15 protein-coding genes and 2 riboswitches are annotated in these 14034 nt (G+C 67.6%); of the genes, 5 read left to right on the forward strand and 10 right to left on the reverse strand.

What is annotated here, in order from left to right; translation table 11 throughout:
- Window positions 1-27: 27 nt before the first annotated feature.
- From CXQ96_RS01675 to CXQ96_RS01690, 4 genes are all read right to left on the reverse strand, one after another.
- Window positions 28-1290, reverse strand: coding sequence for an MFS transporter (locus tag CXQ96_RS01675; RefSeq protein ID WP_104116279.1), 1263 nt, complete (start codon window positions 1288-1290; stop codon window positions 28-30).
- A 116-nt stretch (window positions 1291-1406) separates the two neighbouring features.
- On the reverse strand, window positions 1407-1751 hold the full coding sequence (locus tag CXQ96_RS01680; RefSeq protein ID WP_104116280.1) for a UBP-type zinc finger domain-containing protein: 345 nt from the start codon (window positions 1749-1751) through the stop codon (window positions 1407-1409).
- A complete protein-coding gene (locus CXQ96_RS01685) occupies window positions 1748-3343 on the reverse strand; it encodes an FAD-dependent monooxygenase (protein WP_219816063.1) in 1596 nt (531 codons plus the stop codon). The genes CXQ96_RS01680 and CXQ96_RS01685 overlap by 4 nt, the downstream gene beginning before the upstream one ends.
- A complete protein-coding gene (locus CXQ96_RS01690; protein ID WP_104116281.1) occupies window positions 3333-3980 on the reverse strand; it encodes a 4a-hydroxytetrahydrobiopterin dehydratase in 648 nt (215 codons plus the stop codon). Before CXQ96_RS01690 ends, CXQ96_RS01685 begins: the two co-directional genes overlap by 11 nt.
- A 324-nt stretch (window positions 3981-4304) precedes the next feature.
- On the opposite strand from CXQ96_RS01690, the gene CXQ96_RS01695 reads away from it, so the two are divergent.
- Both CXQ96_RS01695 and CXQ96_RS01700 read left to right on the forward strand, forming a co-directional pair.
- Entirely contained in the window at window positions 4305-4916 is a 612-nt protein-coding gene (locus tag CXQ96_RS01695) for a TetR/AcrR family transcriptional regulator (protein ID WP_104116282.1), read from the forward strand.
- A gap of 443 nt (window positions 4917-5359) precedes the next feature.
- The gene (locus CXQ96_RS01700) at window positions 5360-5824 is read left to right on the forward strand and encodes an SRPBCC family protein (RefSeq protein WP_104116283.1); all 465 of its coding nucleotides are present in this window, start codon (window positions 5360-5362) and stop codon (window positions 5822-5824) included.
- A gap of 558 nt (window positions 5825-6382) precedes the next feature.
- Here CXQ96_RS01700 and CXQ96_RS01705 read toward each other — a convergent pair.
- Both CXQ96_RS01705 and CXQ96_RS01710 read right to left on the reverse strand, forming a co-directional pair.
- Entirely contained in the window at window positions 6383-6574 is a 192-nt protein-coding gene (locus CXQ96_RS01705; RefSeq protein ID WP_104116284.1) for a hypothetical protein, read from the reverse strand.
- Window positions 6575-6835: 261 nt separating this feature from the next.
- Entirely contained in the window at window positions 6836-7096 is a 261-nt protein-coding gene (locus tag CXQ96_RS01710) for a DUF4235 domain-containing protein (RefSeq protein ID WP_104116285.1), read from the reverse strand.
- Between the two features lie 100 nt (window positions 7097-7196).
- A riboswitch (TPP riboswitch) is annotated at window positions 7197-7320 on the forward strand.
- Between the two features lie 61 nt (window positions 7321-7381).
- On the opposite strand from CXQ96_RS01710, the gene CXQ96_RS01715 reads away from it, so the two are divergent.
- Genes CXQ96_RS01715 through CXQ96_RS01725 form a run of 3 tightly spaced genes read left to right on the forward strand, consistent with a single transcriptional unit; the run spans window position 7382 to window position 10271 of the window.
- A complete protein-coding gene (locus CXQ96_RS01715) occupies window positions 7382-7990 on the forward strand; it encodes an ECF transporter S component (protein ID WP_104116286.1) in 609 nt (202 codons plus the stop codon).
- Window positions 7987-9477 carry an ABC transporter ATP-binding protein gene (locus CXQ96_RS01720; RefSeq protein WP_104116287.1) on the forward strand — a complete coding sequence of 497 codons (1491 nt, stop codon included), beginning with the start codon at window positions 7987-7989 and terminating at the stop codon, window positions 9475-9477. Before CXQ96_RS01715 ends, CXQ96_RS01720 begins: the two co-directional genes overlap by 4 nt.
- A complete protein-coding gene (locus CXQ96_RS01725) occupies window positions 9474-10271 on the forward strand; it encodes an energy-coupling factor transporter transmembrane protein EcfT (protein WP_104116288.1) in 798 nt (265 codons plus the stop codon). The genes CXQ96_RS01720 and CXQ96_RS01725 overlap by 4 nt, the downstream gene beginning before the upstream one ends.
- Window positions 10272-10322: 51 nt before the next feature.
- On the opposite strand, the gene CXQ96_RS01730 is transcribed toward CXQ96_RS01725, so the two are convergent.
- From CXQ96_RS01730 to CXQ96_RS01745, 4 genes are all read right to left on the reverse strand, one after another.
- Window positions 10323-11060, reverse strand: a complete 738-nt coding sequence (locus CXQ96_RS01730; protein ID WP_104116289.1) for an amino acid ABC transporter ATP-binding protein — start codon at window positions 11058-11060, stop codon at window positions 10323-10325.
- Window positions 11057-11821 (reverse strand): amino acid ABC transporter permease, encoded by a 765-nt coding sequence (locus CXQ96_RS01735; RefSeq protein WP_104116290.1) that lies wholly within the window; start codon window positions 11819-11821, stop codon window positions 11057-11059. The genes CXQ96_RS01730 and CXQ96_RS01735 overlap by 4 nt, the downstream gene beginning before the upstream one ends.
- 10 nt (window positions 11822-11831) lie before the next feature.
- Window positions 11832-12746: an ABC transporter substrate-binding protein gene (locus CXQ96_RS01740; RefSeq protein ID WP_104116291.1), complete on the reverse strand. Its 915-nt coding sequence runs from the start codon at window positions 12744-12746 to the stop codon at window positions 11832-11834.
- 166 nt (window positions 12747-12912) lie between these two features.
- A riboswitch (SAM riboswitch) is annotated at window positions 12913-13030 on the reverse strand.
- Window positions 13031-13138: 108 nt separating this feature from the next.
- A complete protein-coding gene (locus CXQ96_RS01745) occupies window positions 13139-14017 on the reverse strand; it encodes an aminodeoxychorismate lyase (RefSeq protein ID WP_104116474.1) in 879 nt (292 codons plus the stop codon).
- Window positions 14018-14034: the final 17 nt, after the last annotated feature.

The following is a 14034-nucleotide window of genomic DNA, read 5'->3' on the forward strand; positions in this document are numbered from 1 at the left end:
CGAACCGGTGGATCTCCAGCCCAGGCTCTAACCGGTCGCGGCCCCTGATTCCAGAGCGGGTGGCGCTGCGGAGATGTTCGAGATGGCCTTCCACAGCAGGGCCAGGGTGATGGCGGAGCCCGCGAAGGCGAACCACCACGGCCCGGTCAGTCCCCACACCTGGGCGATCAGACCGCCGAGCAGCTGCCCGATCACGAGCCCACCGAAGACGCCCACCATGTTGACAGAGGCAATGCGCCCCTGCAGGGACAGGGGGACGAGGCGTTGGCGGACCGTCGTCGAGATGGTGCCCCAGATGAAGGCGTAGACGCCGAACCCGAACATGATGGCGAAGGCGACGGCGGCCGACGTCGTGAGAGCGAAGCCCAGGTGCATCACCACCTCGAGGCTGAGACAGACCCGCATCATGGTTGCCAGACGAACGCGCCGTTCGAGCCAGCCGAAACAGCTGATTCCCACGAGTCCGCCGAGAGCTGCCGAGGTCGCGAGCAGGCCGTAGCCAACGGCGCTGAGGCCCAGGTACTCCGTGGCGTAGAGCACGAGGACGTACCAGGGGGCCGCCCACGTCACGTTGAAGATCAGGACGATGAGGATCAGCGTCCGGACGGGCGCGTTGTCCCGCAGCCAGGAAAGACCCTCCCGGATAGGCCGGTGTTTGACGCCGTCGACGAGGGCAGGTACGTCCTGCTGCGGAGGAGGCGTTCTCGCCATCCTCGAGACGAGGACAACGGCGAGGCTCACGCAGAGGATCTGCACGGTGAACGGCCAGAACGAGCCGACAGCGAAGAGGAAAGCGCCCAGCGGCGGCCCGACGAGTTGGTTGGCTACGAGGTATCCGGCCTGCATGCGGGCATTGCCGATTCCGAGATCGGCCGACGGCACTGTCATGGGAAGCAGCGTGCTGCCGGCCGTGTCCGCGAAGACTTCGGCCGTTCCGTAGAGGAAAGCCGAGACGAGCACCACCCAGATGCTCACGTGACCGGTCACGAGAACGGTCACGAGGCCGAGGACGATGACGGCCCGGACACCGTTCGCAAGCATCACGAGTCGGCGCCGGTCATGGTGGTCGGCGATCGAGCCCGCCAGGAGTCCGAACAGGAGCCACGGCAGGACCTGCATCATGGCCCCGGACGCGACCAGGAGCGGCGATGACGTCACCGAAGCGATCAGCAGGGGAGCGGCCGAGAGGGCGATCCCATCACCGATGTTGCTCGTCCAGGTGGACGCGAGCAACCATCTGAAGCTGCTGCCCAACCGGCGCGGAGCGAGCACCTCACCGAACGAGGACATTGCGTTCTCCTGACGAAGGGAAGGTGACGGGGCGGCGGTTGGTTGCCCCGTTCGTCTTCGGATCGTATCGGTTGGGCGACGCCACCTGTCCGTAAGCCGGTCGCTCGCCGGTCGCCTCAGTGGATGCGGCGCCGCCAGTCAGCGGGAACTCGGCCCGCAGGACCTGGCACGGTCTGGTCCAACGGCCGACTGGTGGGCTCGGTCAGAGGCGGACCGTCGAGGAATTCCTGGCTCCGATAGTCCCAGAACCAGTCCTCCCCCGGCTCGAAGGACATGGCGATCGGGTGACCGCTGCCGGCGGCGTGGGCCGACGCGTGCTGCGCGGGCGAGCTGTCGCAGCACCCGACGTGCCCGCAAGCGGCGCAGCGGCGCAGATGCAGCCACCATCCGCCGGAGCTCTCGCACTCGGAGCATCCCGTACCCGATGGTGCTGCGCTCGTATCGATGGCGTCGTTCGTCATTCCCGTCGTCCTTTCTGGTGGTCCTTCGGAAAAGCTACTCCTGCCGACGCGGCGAATCGATCAACCGCGTCCTCGGGCAGCGACGCGGCGGCCACGAAGCCGTCGGGCCGGACGAGGTAGAGGATGCCGGGCTTGAGTGCAGTCCGGCCCGTGGTCGTGAATTCGTGCAGTGCAAGACCGAGGTGGCGTGCGACGGCGTCCGCCTCGTGGATGCGCCCTACATCCGCCGCATAGACGTGCACCTGCCATTCGGCAGATCGAAGCACCCCGAAGTTCGCTCCGGTCCAGGGCAGGCGGCGCCCGACGACGGGGTGACGGCGCCGTCGACGCGCATACTCCTCCATCGGGTAGCGGATGCGGATCTGCCCGAGGTACCCGGCGAGGCGGCGCCCGATCGGCAGATGGGGAAGGACGGCGACGCCGATGGGCAGCGCCACGCGCGGTGCGAACCTCCGGACCACGGTCACCACCGGGGAACGGGATACGACGCCGCGGAACAGTCTGTCCGTGGTCCTCAGGAGGTGCAGGGCTACGGGCCTGCGTTCTGCCGAGTAGCGGTCGAGCGATGCCGGGGAAGTGCGGCCGGCGACGACGTCGGCGAGCTTGAACGCCAGGTTGTGTGCGTCCTGGAGGCCGGTATTCATGCCCTGTGCCCCAACGGGCGAATGGACATGGGCTGCATCGCCGGCGAGGAAGATCGGTCCGGCACGGAAGCGTGCGGCAATGCGGTAATGCAACCGGTAGGTGGAGAACCAGCGGTAGTCCTCATAGGTCACGCCGAACGCTTCGGCCAATCGGTACCGTGCGAACTCCTCAGTGACGGCGGCGACGTCGTCGTCGCTCGCGACCCCGATGAGGCGCTGGCCGCTCCTGCCGGCATCGTCCGGCTTCATGGGGAAGGCCAGCAGGAATTCGGCGGTTCCCTGACGGATGTTCACGGAAGCGGGGGCGAGGCCGCGGACCCCGACCGCGTCGACGAGGTAGAACGTCTGCCGGCTGGTCGTGCCCTCGAACGGGATACCGCTCAGCGAGCGGACGGCGGATGATGCGCCGTCGCACCCGACGGCGAACCGCGCGCTGATGGTTCGCGGTCCATCCGCGCTCTCGACGACCGCGCGCACGGCGGACTCCGACCGGTGCAGCTCCACAAGCCGGTGCCGCCAACGGACCGAACCACCCAACGCCTGGAGGTTGTCGGCGAGAATCCGCTCGTTGGCGCTCTGTTCCAGTATGTACATCCCCGGGTACGGCGTGATCCCCCTGCCGAGGTCGGTCAGCGGGACCGGCGCGAAAGCGACGGGCCCGAAACCCTGCCGCATGGACTCCGCGCGGACAACCTGCCCCAGCACGAGGTCGGAGACGCCGAGCTGGTCGTAGATCTCCATGGAGCGCGATTGGACGCCGAGCGCACGCGACTCCACCGTGGGTCCGTCCTTGCCGTCGATGATCGCGACGCGGACTCCGAGCTTCACGAGCCAGTTCGCCAGCATCAGTCCCGTCGGTCCGGCTCCCACCACGAGGACCTCGACCTCGTCGTTCCGGTGGTCCGCAGCCTCCACCGCGGTCACCGGAGCGGGATTCTCAGCGTTCAAGGACGGTGCAGACGCAGGCCCGATTGCCCTCGGGATCGGCCAGGACGGTGAAGGCGGGTGCCTGGGCTGCGTCGACGATGGTGCCGCCGGCGGCGACGGCAGCCGCAATACGCGCCTCAGCGGCGTCGTGCGGGACCCAGACGTCGAGATGGAAGCGCTGCCGTGGGGTTTCGTGCGCATCCGTGTGCTGGAACCACAGCAGGGGGACGCGGCCGGTCGGGTCGGCGACGTCGTCCCCGTCCACGGCGCCTGCATCCCCCGTCAGGAGTGCGGCCCAGAACGGTCCGGCTGCCGCTACGTCCGCGGTGTCGAGGGCGAGTTCGACGACGACGGAGGCCGAAGGGTCGGCCGGAATGCCGCGCTCGCGGGCCAGGGCGCTGATGCCGCGGGCCAGGTCGACGTCCCGATCCGTCACCCCCGACGCGTCGTGGCTGATGAGCTTCACGTCGACGTGTGTATACGTCAGCACGATGTCCGGATGGTGGTTCGCCTCCTCGGCGAGTTCACCGATCGCCGAGACGAGGGCCAAGCCCGCGGAGAAGTCGCGGGTCAGGAAGCGGGCGTGCAGCGCCTGTGCCAGTTTGCGCCAATCGTCGAGGCCGGCGTCGAGGATCTGCGCTGTGTCGAGGATGCTCATGCCGTCAGTATGTCCTTCTCCCGGCGGCATGAGAAGGCCCGGGGGAGGCAGACGCCTGCCCATCCCGCCCGGCGGTGCAGGGGCCGTCCTCGCGGGGAACTCGTGATCCAACGCGATCCACCATTTCCATGGGTATGACGGCGGATGGTGCTGGCACCGAATGGTCCCAGAAGAACCACCGGTGCCAGCACCGCGGACCTGGTCTGAACCGTCTCCGCGTATTCCCGGCCGTTGGGGGGATAGCCGGAACCTCATTCTAGACGACATACAGACAAGTCTGTCTATCGTAAGATCAGAAGGGAGTTCACCCTCTAAGGAGCCCGAATGAGCACGAAGGTCACGGCATCGGAGAAGGATGCGCGTGAGCGGATCCTCGCGGCCTCCTACAACCTCTTTGTGGAGCGGGGGATTCGCGCAGTCGGCGTGAACGAAATCATCTCCACCGCGGCAGTCGCCAAGGCCACTTTCTACAGCCACTTCCCGTCCAAGAACGACCTGGTTCTGGCGTTCTTCGCACGCAGGCAGCAGGTGTTCACCGCCGGGTACCTTGCGGCTGAGTCCCAGCGGCGGGGCAGTACGCCGCAGGAACAACTGCTGGCGATCTTCGACATCTTCGACGAGTGGTTCCACGCTTCTGGCTTCACGGGGTGCCCCTACATTCGCGCACTCCTCGAGACGGGCCCGCAGCACCCCATCGGTGCGGCCAGCATGGCCTACCTCAATGAGATCCGCACCAGCGTCGAGGACGCCGCGACTGCAATGGGCCTCACCGATCCTGAGGACTTCGCCTATTGCTGGCTGGTCCTCATGCAGGGAGCCGTCGTCTCGGGAGTCGGCGTAGACCCCGACAGCGGAACCAGGATCCGGAAGCTCGGCGAAATGCTGATCACCCTACATTCACCAGCAGAGTCCCTGGAAGCTGCTGCCAGGACCTGATGGGGCCTCCGCGCTGCTTGACCGAACGCGTGAAGCGATGGAGTACCTACTACCTGATGAGCGCCACCAGTAGACAGACTGGTCTGCATCTGTCCTATAGTGGCAACGGTCCTGGCTGTCCCCCCATCAGCCAGGTGCGGAAGGGCTTTGACTCTGTCTGCGGTGTCGGTACCGGTCGTGTTCTTCGGATTTCGTGGTGCCGACACCACCAGCGCCACCCGCGGCGAGGGGCACGCCTCCGACCCGGGAAGGGAATCGGAACGCCTGCTGTGGAGCGGCGTCGGTCCGCCTTCTGCAGGACAAACAGGACCGAAGGCAGCGCGGGTGCAGGACACGCACGACGCGCGAGGGCATAGAGTCGATGGCAGGCTCGATCCTCGACGAGTCTTCGCCGGGCGACGCGAAGTAAAACCCGTCGCCCACAATCCGAAGGAGCACGTCCGATGAACGACACAAGTATCTCAGCAAGCCGCACGATCGATGCACCGGCCGACGCCATCTTCATGTTTCTTTCGAATCCGGCGCACCACGCTGCCTTGGATGGCTCCGGGATGGTGCAGTCGGACAGCAAGTCCGACCGCATCACCGCCGTGGGCCAGGTGTTCACCATGAACCAGAGCTGGGACAAGATGGGCGGCGACTATCAGACGGACAACCATGTGGTGGGCTATGACGAGAACAAGCTTCTCGCATGGAAAACCGCGCCGGCGGGGGAGGAGCCTCCGGGTTGGGAGTGGGTCTGGCGGTTCGAGACAGCCGGTCCCGGTGCCACCGAGGTGTCCGTCACCTACGACTGGTCCGGCGTCACTGACAAGGAAACCCTGAAGAAGCTGAGTTTCCCTGAGGTGTCGCAGGAGGCGCTGGACTCGACGCTGGCCAATCTTGCAGCGCAGGTGTCCGAAGCTTAGGTCCGTTTCCAACCAGCAGGACGACGACGGCCGGTTCCCTCCTGCTAGGGGGCCGGCCGATGTTCTCGCGCGCTGCTGACCTGGTCGCAGGAGCTCGCTACGGTCCCATCTCCCCGCGGCCCCGAACCCTGTGCCTACGTCGACCGAGCCCAGGCCGCCACACGACCTGTCATTCCTGCCGCATGAAGAGGACGACATGCTTGACGCCGCAGGGACGTCCGCCGGGGCGATCTCGCCAGATTGCCGAACAGGTGAGTCCGGATGCAGGATCGGCAGAGGACTATGGAGGAGGGGCAATTTTAGTGTTTCCCTCAGGCGGCCGGCTTCTTGACCGCGAGAGGGAAACCCACCGCCATGTTCAAAGTCCGGCAATGTCTCCGACTGAATCGCGCGTACCGTGATCCGGTGACAGCCAAGTTCCTCCAGTGTGCGCCCTGCTGCCGCGGATCACACCATCCCCGACAGTGACGGACGCCGCCTTGACAGCGGTGCTGAACTGGTCGCCTTCGGTAGCGGGCGGTCCTCCGTCCTGCTTCCGCCGGTGCGGCAGTCCACCGGCTACGAGCGGGCGGGCTGCTTCCGGCCCAGGAGCGAAGCGTTCAAGCTCCCGATGGCCGCTGCCGTCACGAGGCTGTACAGGACCGCGGACTGCAGCGCCCGGCCGGTTTCGGTGTGCGCTGCGACGAGGATCGGGGTCACGACAAGGATGGTGGCAAGGAACCAGAGGGCCCTGCTGTGGACGAACCGCATGTCTCCTCCTTCTTCCGACCCTTCAATGCTAGGCCGATGGTGCGGCCGGCGCGTCATCCCTGAGTAGGAACGGCATGCGAACGGTGTCATCCCTGCGAGCGCACTGCCCGTACGGGAGCAGGACACGCACTATCCCTCACCGAACCAACGCTCGAGGGAGTCCGCCGGTGACCTGCCGGACTTTCGCGGCGGTCGGACACGGAGGCATGAAAAAGGGAGGAGAGGCACGACGGCGCGTACCTCTCCTCCCGATGACGCGTATCAGGTGAGGTCGCGGGTCTTGGCGAACCGCTCGATCGCCCTCTGCGTGGAGCGGTTGGTCAGCACCTGGATGGTGGTGCTGACGGCTCCGGAGATGATGGCGAAGACCAGGGCGGAGCGCAGGGTGTTCTCCAGCCCGTCCTTGCTCTTGGGGGGCGCCTCGCCCGTGATCTTCTCCCAGAGAAAGTCCACGAGCTTCGTCCCCACGTATCCGGCACCGACGCTCATGCCCACACCGAGCACTTTGAACACTACTTGCATGGTCTCTCCTTCTGATTCGATAGTCCTGCGCCTAGCCTAACCGCGGCTCAGGAGCCATGCAGGTAGTAGTCGGCAGGTGTAGGATCGGTAGCGCTCAACCAACAAACGACAGGGGAGCGCCGATCCGCAGCGAGCTGCGGAGCGGGCGCTGAGAGTGCGGACCGCCGCAGACCCTCGAACCTGATCCGGCTAGTACCGGCGAAGGGAGTCGAGTTCTCAGAGTGCTGTGCGCTGCCTTCGCGGCAGCCCTGCACTATCCCCTCCTGTACCTCAGGAGGAATCATCATGACTTCATCAACAGCCCTCAAGGGCACCACTCCGCGTTCCAGCCAGTGGCGCGTCGTCGACATCGTGGTGGCCTCGGTCATCGCGGTCGCCGTCGGCGTCCTCTTCTTCGCCTGGTCCGCGGGCTACTCCGGCATCAGCCTGCTCACCGCAGGGTTCCCGCCCCTGGCGGGCCTGTACTCCGGCGGGTGGCTCATCGCCGGAGTGCTGGGCGGACTCATCATCCGCAAGCCCGGTGCCGCGCTCTACTGCGAAGTGCTGGCAGCAGCGGTGTCGGCCCTCATCGGCACGCAGTTCGGCATCCTCGTCCTGGTGTCCGGGCTCATCCAGGGACTCGGGGCAGAACTGGTCTTCCTGCTGTTCCTGTACCGGAAGTGGAACCTGCCCGTGGCGTTGCTCGCCGGCCTCGTCGCAGGCCTCGCCCTCGCGATCAGCGAGAACATCATGTACAACGCGCTCTGGACCATCGAGTTCAAGCTCATGTACACGCTCTTCGCCGCGATCTCGGGAGTCGTCATCGCAGGGTTGCTCTCCTGGCTGGCGATGCGCGGACTCGCGAAGACCGGGGTGCTGTCCTCGTTCGCGGCCGGCCGCACGGCGGACGTGTGACACCAGCGCACGCTCCGGCCCCGGGAGCAGTGCACGTCCGTGCCCGGGGCTGGGGCTGGCGCCATGCCGGCCGCAGAGCATTCGCGGCTCGCCGCCTCGACCTCGACATCCAGGCGGGGGAGCGGGTGCTGCTTCTCGGCGCGTCCGGCGCCGGCAAGTCCACCGTGCTGCACGGGCTCGCAGGGGTGCTCGGCTCCAGCGACGAAGGCGAGCAGGAGGGCGAGCTGCTGCTCGACGACGCCGCGCCCGCCGCCGCACGGGGACGGGCAGGGCTCGTGCTGCAGGATCCCGAGACGCAGGTGGTCCTGGCGCGGGTGGGTGACGAGGTCGCTTTCGCCGCCGAGAACCTCGCCGTGCCCCGCGACGAGATCTGGCAGCGCGTGGGACGCGCGCTCGACGACGTCGGGCTGGACCTTCCACTCGACCACCCGACCACTGCGCTGTCCGGCGGGCAGAAGCAGCGCCTGGCGCTCGCTGCCGTCCTCGCGATGGAACCGGGGCTGCTCCTGCTCGATGAACCCACCGCGAACCTCGACCCCGACGGCGTGCTCGAGGTGCGCGACGCCGTCGTCCGTGTCCTCGAACGCACCGGGGCGACGCTCGTCGTCGTGGAGCACCGGGTCGCGGTGTGGGCAGACGTCGTCGACCGGGTGATCGTGCTCGACGCCGGGGGAGGGGTCCTCGCGGACGGCGCGCCCGCAGCGGTGCTGGGTCAGGAACGCACGCGCGAGCGCCTGGCCGCCGCGGGCGTGTGGGTCCCGGGCTGGCAGCCGCCCGTCGGCGGCCCCCTGCCGGGCACAGGCGGGGAGGTGCTGCTGTCCAGCCGCGACCTGACCGTCGCCCGGACGAAGCGGGGACCAGCCGCCGTCGAGGGCCTCGAAATCGAGGTGAGGGCTGCGGAAGCCCTGAGCATCACCGGGCCGAACGGCGCCGGGAAGTCCACGGCGGCCCTCACCCTCGGCGGTCTGCTCCGCCCGCGCTCGGGAAGGCTCGACGCGTCGGAAGCCCTCGCCGGCACGGCCGGCGCCGACCCCTTCCGGTGGCGCTCGTCGCAGCTCGTGCAGCGCATCGGAACCGTCTTCCAGGAGCCGGAGCACCAGTTCCTCACCGCGACGGTGACCGAGGAACTCGAGTTCGGCCCGCGGAGGGTCGGCGGAGGCTACGATCCACGCCGCACTGCCGACATCGCCGAGCGTCTCCGACTCACCCACCTGCTGGAAGCCAATCCCTTCACGCTGTCCGGTGGGGAAAAGCGCCGGCTGTCCGTGGCGACGATGCTCGCCACGGCACCGCGGATCCTGATCCTCGACGAACCGACCTTCGGGCAGGACGCCGGAACCTGGGCAGAGCTCGTCACCCTGCTGCGGGAACTGATCCACGACGGCGTCGCCGTCCTCTCGGTGACCCACGACACCGAGTACATCGCGGAGCTCGGCGGCGCGACCCTGCGCATCGCGGATGGCGCGGGACGGCTGGTGGCGCAGTGAGCAACGACTACCTGACACCCGTGCTGACCGGGAAGACGCTGGTGCGGGCCAATCCCGTCTCCAAGCTGTTCGCTGCCGTCGCCATCACCCTTGCCCTCCTCGTGAGCATCGACTGGGTGAGCGCGGCGGTGGTCCTGACCTGCGAACTCGCGCTCATGCCGATGCTGGGCATCAGTGTGCGGGGCCTGGCGCGGAGGATCTGGCCCCTGCTGGTCGCCGCGGTGATCGGCGCCTACGGCACGGCACTGCTCGCCGAGAAGACCGGCGGTGTCCTGCTCGACGTCGGTCCGTTCCTCTTCACCGAGGGATCCGTCACCGCCGGAATCGCCGTCGGGCTGAGGGCACTGGCGCTCGCGCTGCCGGGAATCTTCATCCTCCTCACCACGGACCCCACCGACCTCGCCGACGCACTGGCCCAGAAGCTCCACCTGCCCCACCGCTTCGTCCTGGGCGGCCTGGCATCGCTACGGCTCGCGGGCCTGCTCGTGGAGCAGTGGGAGACGCTGGGGCTGGCGCGCCACGCGCGCGGCATCGGGTCCGACAGCTCGATCGTCGCCCGGACGCGCAACCTGCTGGGACAGTCCTTCGGGCTGATCGTGCAGGCGATCCGCCGGGCCACCCGACTCGCGACCGCGATGGAGGCACGCGGATTCGGTGGCGGGACGCGCACCTGGGCACGCGAGAGTACCTACGCCCGGCTCGACGCGGTCGTCGCTGTCGTCGGGCTCCTGATCGCTGCGGGCGCGATGACGGCGGCCGTCCTGGCCGGGACGTGGAACTTCATCCTGTCCTGACCGGGTCGACCGCCGTCCTTCGGTGGGGTGCGCGATGATCCGCCGTCGTGCCTAGAGGACGTCCGAGAGGAACGACTTCAGGCGGGGTGTCTGCGGATTGTCGAAGATCGCGGCCGGAGGGCCGGACTCCACGACGACGCCGCCATCCATGAAGGTGACCGTGTCCGAAACGTTGCGGGAGAACCCCATCTCGTGGGTCACCACGACCATGGTCATTCCGGCCGCCGCGAGGTCCGCCATGAGGGCCAGGACTCCCTTGACCAGCTCCGGGTCGAGTGCGGAGGTCGCCTCGTCGAAGAACATGACCTCGGGGTCCATCGCCAGTGCGCGGGCGATCGCGACGCGCTGCTGCTGTCCACCGGACAGGTTGCCCGGCCGGACGTCGGCCTTGTGCTTCAGGCCCACGAGGTCCAGCTGCGCAAGAGCCTTGTCCCGCGCCTCGTCCGCCGGCATCTTCCGGAGCTTGCGCAACGCCAGCGAGACGTTGTCCACCACGGTCTTGTGGGGAAAGAGGTTGAACTGCTGGAAGACCATCCCGATGCGCCGGCGCAGCTCGTCCGGGTTGTCCTTGAGGACGGACCGGCCGTCGAGCAGGATGTCGCCCTGGTCGGGTTCGATCAGCCGGTTCAGGACGCGCAGGAGCGTCGACTTGCCGGAGCCGGACGGGCCGATCACCGACGCCGTCGTGCCGCGCTCCACATGCAGGTCGATCCCGCGCAGGACATGGTTGGACCCGAAGGACAGGTGCAGGTTCTTCCCCGTCAGGGTTCCCGATTCGATCGTCTTCACGCCTTCGCTCCTTCGCCGATCCTCGCGGCCAGTTCGTCCGGTTCCGGCTTCTCCTTCTTGCCCATGCGCAGCCGGTGGTCGATGAAGTTGACCAGGTGCGTCAGCGGGATCGTCAGGCACAGGTACAGGACGGCGGCCGCGATGAGCGGCGACAGGTTGCCCGTGGTGCTCGCCGCGTCGTTGCCCACCCGGAAGAGTTCGCGCTCACTGGCGACGAGGCCGAGGAAGTAGATGAGCGAGGACTCCTTGATGAGGGCGATGAACTGGTTCACCAGGGCGGGCAGCACGCGCCGCACGCCCTGGGGAACCACCACGAGCTGCATCGAGGAACGGTAGCTGAAACCGAGCGCACGGGATGCCTCCAGCTGGCCCTTCTCCACGCTTTGGATACCGGAGCGGAAGATCTCCCCGATGTAGGCCGCGGCCATGAGCGACAGGGCGAGGATGCCCATGGGGAACGGGCTGGTGCTGCCCGTGAGCTGCCGGAAGATCGGCCCGAGCCCGATGCCGATGAGCAGGATGATCACCACGGCCGGGACGCCACGGAAGATGTCCGTGTAGACGCGGGCAGCCCAGCGCAGGGCCCGGTTGCGGGAGATCCCCATGATGGCGAGGACCATTCCGAGGACCGTTCCGATGATGCCGGAGGCCAGGGCGAGGATCAGGGTGTTCGGCAGTCCGACCGTCAGGAGGTTCGGCAGGACGGCGGCCATCGCCTCCCAGTCGAAGAAGGTCTGCGCAAGCTGTTCAAAGGCATTCATGCAGGGTCAGCTACTTTACTTCCACGGCTTTGCTGCCGGGCTTCCAGTCCGAAGGCATCTCGCGGTCCGGGTACCACTCCTTGGTGAGCTCGGTCCATGTGCCGTCCTCGATCACGGCGTCGAGGCCGGCATTGAGGGCGTCGATGAGGGGCTGGTTCTCGCTGTTCACCGCGTAGGCGGTGAAGTTCTCGGTGTTGATGATGGTCTCGGCGATGGTGGTGTCGTCGCCCTCCTTCACCTGGCCGGTGGCCTGCTGCGACGGCGCTACCCACGCGTCGACCTGCCCGTTCTTCACGTTCGCGTACACCGTGTTGTAGTCCGCGAACCGCACGGGCTCGAGCCCCAGCGTGTTGGTGACGTAGTCGTCCTGCACGGTGCCCTGGACGACGCCGATGCGCGTGCCGTCGGACAGCGAGTCGAAGCCCGTCACGGAGGAGCCGTTCTTGGTCACGACGGCCATGTAGCCGAAGTCGTAGCCGTTGGTGAAGCCGACGTTCTCGCGGCGGGCGGCCGTCGTGGAGATCGACGAGGATCCGACGTCGAACTGCTTGTTCTGCACCTGCGCGAGCAGAGCGGAGAAGTCGGTGGACGCGAACTCGACCTCGAGGCCCAGCTTGTCGCCGATCGCACGCAGGAGTTCGTTGTCGTAGCCCGTGAACACGCCGTTCTCGATGAAGATGTTGGGCGGTGCGTCCGAGAGGGTGCCGACGCGCAGGGTGCCGTCGGTGACGAGCCCGAGCTCGGAGGTATCGATCTCGTCGATCGGCGTGGTGTCGGCGGTCGTGTACTGGTCCAGCGACTGCTGGTCGCTACCGGCCAGGGCGTCGGTGGTCTCGGCGGGCTCGCTGCTGGTGCTGCCGCAGGAGACGGTCAGGGCGAGGAGGGGGACGGCGAGAGCCGCGAGAACCTTGCGGGAGATGTTCATGATGTCCTTCGTGGAGGCTGGCCCGTTGTACGGGCGCTGATGGTGGTGCGGAGTGCCGGGTGACGGCAGGGAGGAAGACGGCTGGCTGCTGGGTGACACGCTCGCTGTTCTGGGCTGTGCGCGCTGTGGCGGCACCGGCCGGAGGAATTCCGGGTGGGACCGCACGACGCCGTACTTGCCGACCGGGGGACTTGGCCCGGCGGCCGAATCTTCACCTGGAGCACCCCACTACGGGAGAGGGTTGCTGTCCAGCCGGCCAGGGCCTATGGCTGGATCTCTTGATTGCATGAAAAACGCTAGGGCAGCACGAAGGCCCGGGTCAAAACGCAGGAGGCATGAAACCCGCCATTGACGCCGGAATAGTGCCTGCAGGGGCACTTATGTGGTGGAAATTACACGAAGCGGTCCACGAGCTCGGTGAGTTCGGCGGTCAGGGACGCCGAGGTGCGGAGCTCCTGGCCGTCGAGGGAGAGGACGGGAGCGAGCAGACGGATGCTCGAGATCAGCCAGACGGCGTCGGCCTCGAGGAGGTCATGCGGCTCCAGTGGTCCGTAGCCGAGCTCCCACCCCTGCTCCTTCGCCGCGGCGAACAGTGCGCTCTGTGAGGTCCCCGCCAGGATTCCGCTCTCGAGCTGGGGAGTGAGGAGGGTCTTCTGCCCGTCGCGGTCGTAGGCGAGCAGCACCGTGGAGGTGGGTCCTTCGAGGACCTTCCCGTCGGAGGACGTGAAGATGACGTCGTCGGCGCCGTGCGCCCTGGCGTACCTGACCGCGGCCATGTTGACGGCGTACGAGAGCGTCTTCGCTCCCATCAGCAACCAGGGAGCGCGCTGGGCGACGGTGCTGTCGTACCCCCGCTCGAGGAAGAGGACCTTCAGGCCCGCCTCGCGCTGCGCCACCGTCGACGCAGGGACCGGCGCGACCTGCACCCATGCCGTCGCGCGCCCGGCACCCTCCACCCCGCGCGTCGCGAGGAGCTTCACGACGGCGCTGTCCTCGTCGGGCTCCGCCGCGGCGAACTCGCGCAGGCCCGTGCGGATCGCGCGGCTCCAGGCGGCGGCGTCAGGCACCACGAGGTCCAGGGCGGCAGCCGACGACGCCAGCCGGGCCAGATGTGCCTGCTCCTTGCGAGGTGTGCCGCCGACGGCGAGGAGGGACTCGAAGATCCCGTCCCCGCGGGTTGCTCCGAGGTCGGTGGCCATCAACTGCGGCTGCGACGCGTCGACGACCTTGCCGTCGTCGTACGCCGGGTCCAGGAACACGAGAACAGTCATGGCGGACATCGTATCGG

It is taken from the genome of Arthrobacter sp. B1805 (assembly GCF_002929745.1).
Taxonomy (GTDB): domain Bacteria; phylum Actinomycetota; class Actinomycetes; order Actinomycetales; family Micrococcaceae; genus Arthrobacter_D.

What these genes read in the sequence shown, in the direction of transcription:
- CXQ96_RS01675 (WP_104116279.1), bottom strand. Translation starts at nt 1,290, where the DNA reads ATGTCCTCGTTCGGTGAGGTGCTCGCTCCGCGCCGGTTGGGCAGCAGC.
- CXQ96_RS01745 (WP_104116474.1), bottom strand. Translation starts at nt 14,017, where the DNA reads ATGACTGTTCTCGTGTTCCTGGACCCGGCGTACGACGACGGCAAGGTC.
- CXQ96_RS01715 (WP_104116286.1), top strand. Translation starts at nt 7,382, where the DNA reads ATGACTTCATCAACAGCCCTCAAGGGCACCACTCCGCGTTCCAGCCAG.
- CXQ96_RS01690 (WP_104116281.1), bottom strand. Translation starts at nt 3,980, where the DNA reads ATGAGCATCCTCGACACAGCGCAGATCCTCGACGCCGGCCTCGACGAT.
- CXQ96_RS01695 (WP_104116282.1), top strand. Translation starts at nt 4,305, where the DNA reads ATGAGCACGAAGGTCACGGCATCGGAGAAGGATGCGCGTGAGCGGATC.
- CXQ96_RS01710 (WP_104116285.1), bottom strand. Translation starts at nt 7,096, where the DNA reads ATGCAAGTAGTGTTCAAAGTGCTCGGTGTGGGCATGAGCGTCGGTGCC.
- CXQ96_RS01680 (WP_104116280.1), bottom strand. Translation starts at nt 1,751, where the DNA reads ATGACGAACGACGCCATCGATACGAGCGCAGCACCATCGGGTACGGGA.
- CXQ96_RS01700 (WP_104116283.1), top strand. Translation starts at nt 5,360, where the DNA reads ATGAACGACACAAGTATCTCAGCAAGCCGCACGATCGATGCACCGGCC.
- CXQ96_RS01740 (WP_104116291.1), bottom strand. Translation starts at nt 12,746, where the DNA reads ATGAACATCTCCCGCAAGGTTCTCGCGGCTCTCGCCGTCCCCCTCCTC.
- CXQ96_RS01705 (WP_104116284.1), bottom strand. Translation starts at nt 6,574, where the DNA reads ATGCGGTTCGTCCACAGCAGGGCCCTCTGGTTCCTTGCCACCATCCTT.
- CXQ96_RS01735 (WP_104116290.1), bottom strand. Translation starts at nt 11,821, where the DNA reads ATGAATGCCTTTGAACAGCTTGCGCAGACCTTCTTCGACTGGGAGGCG.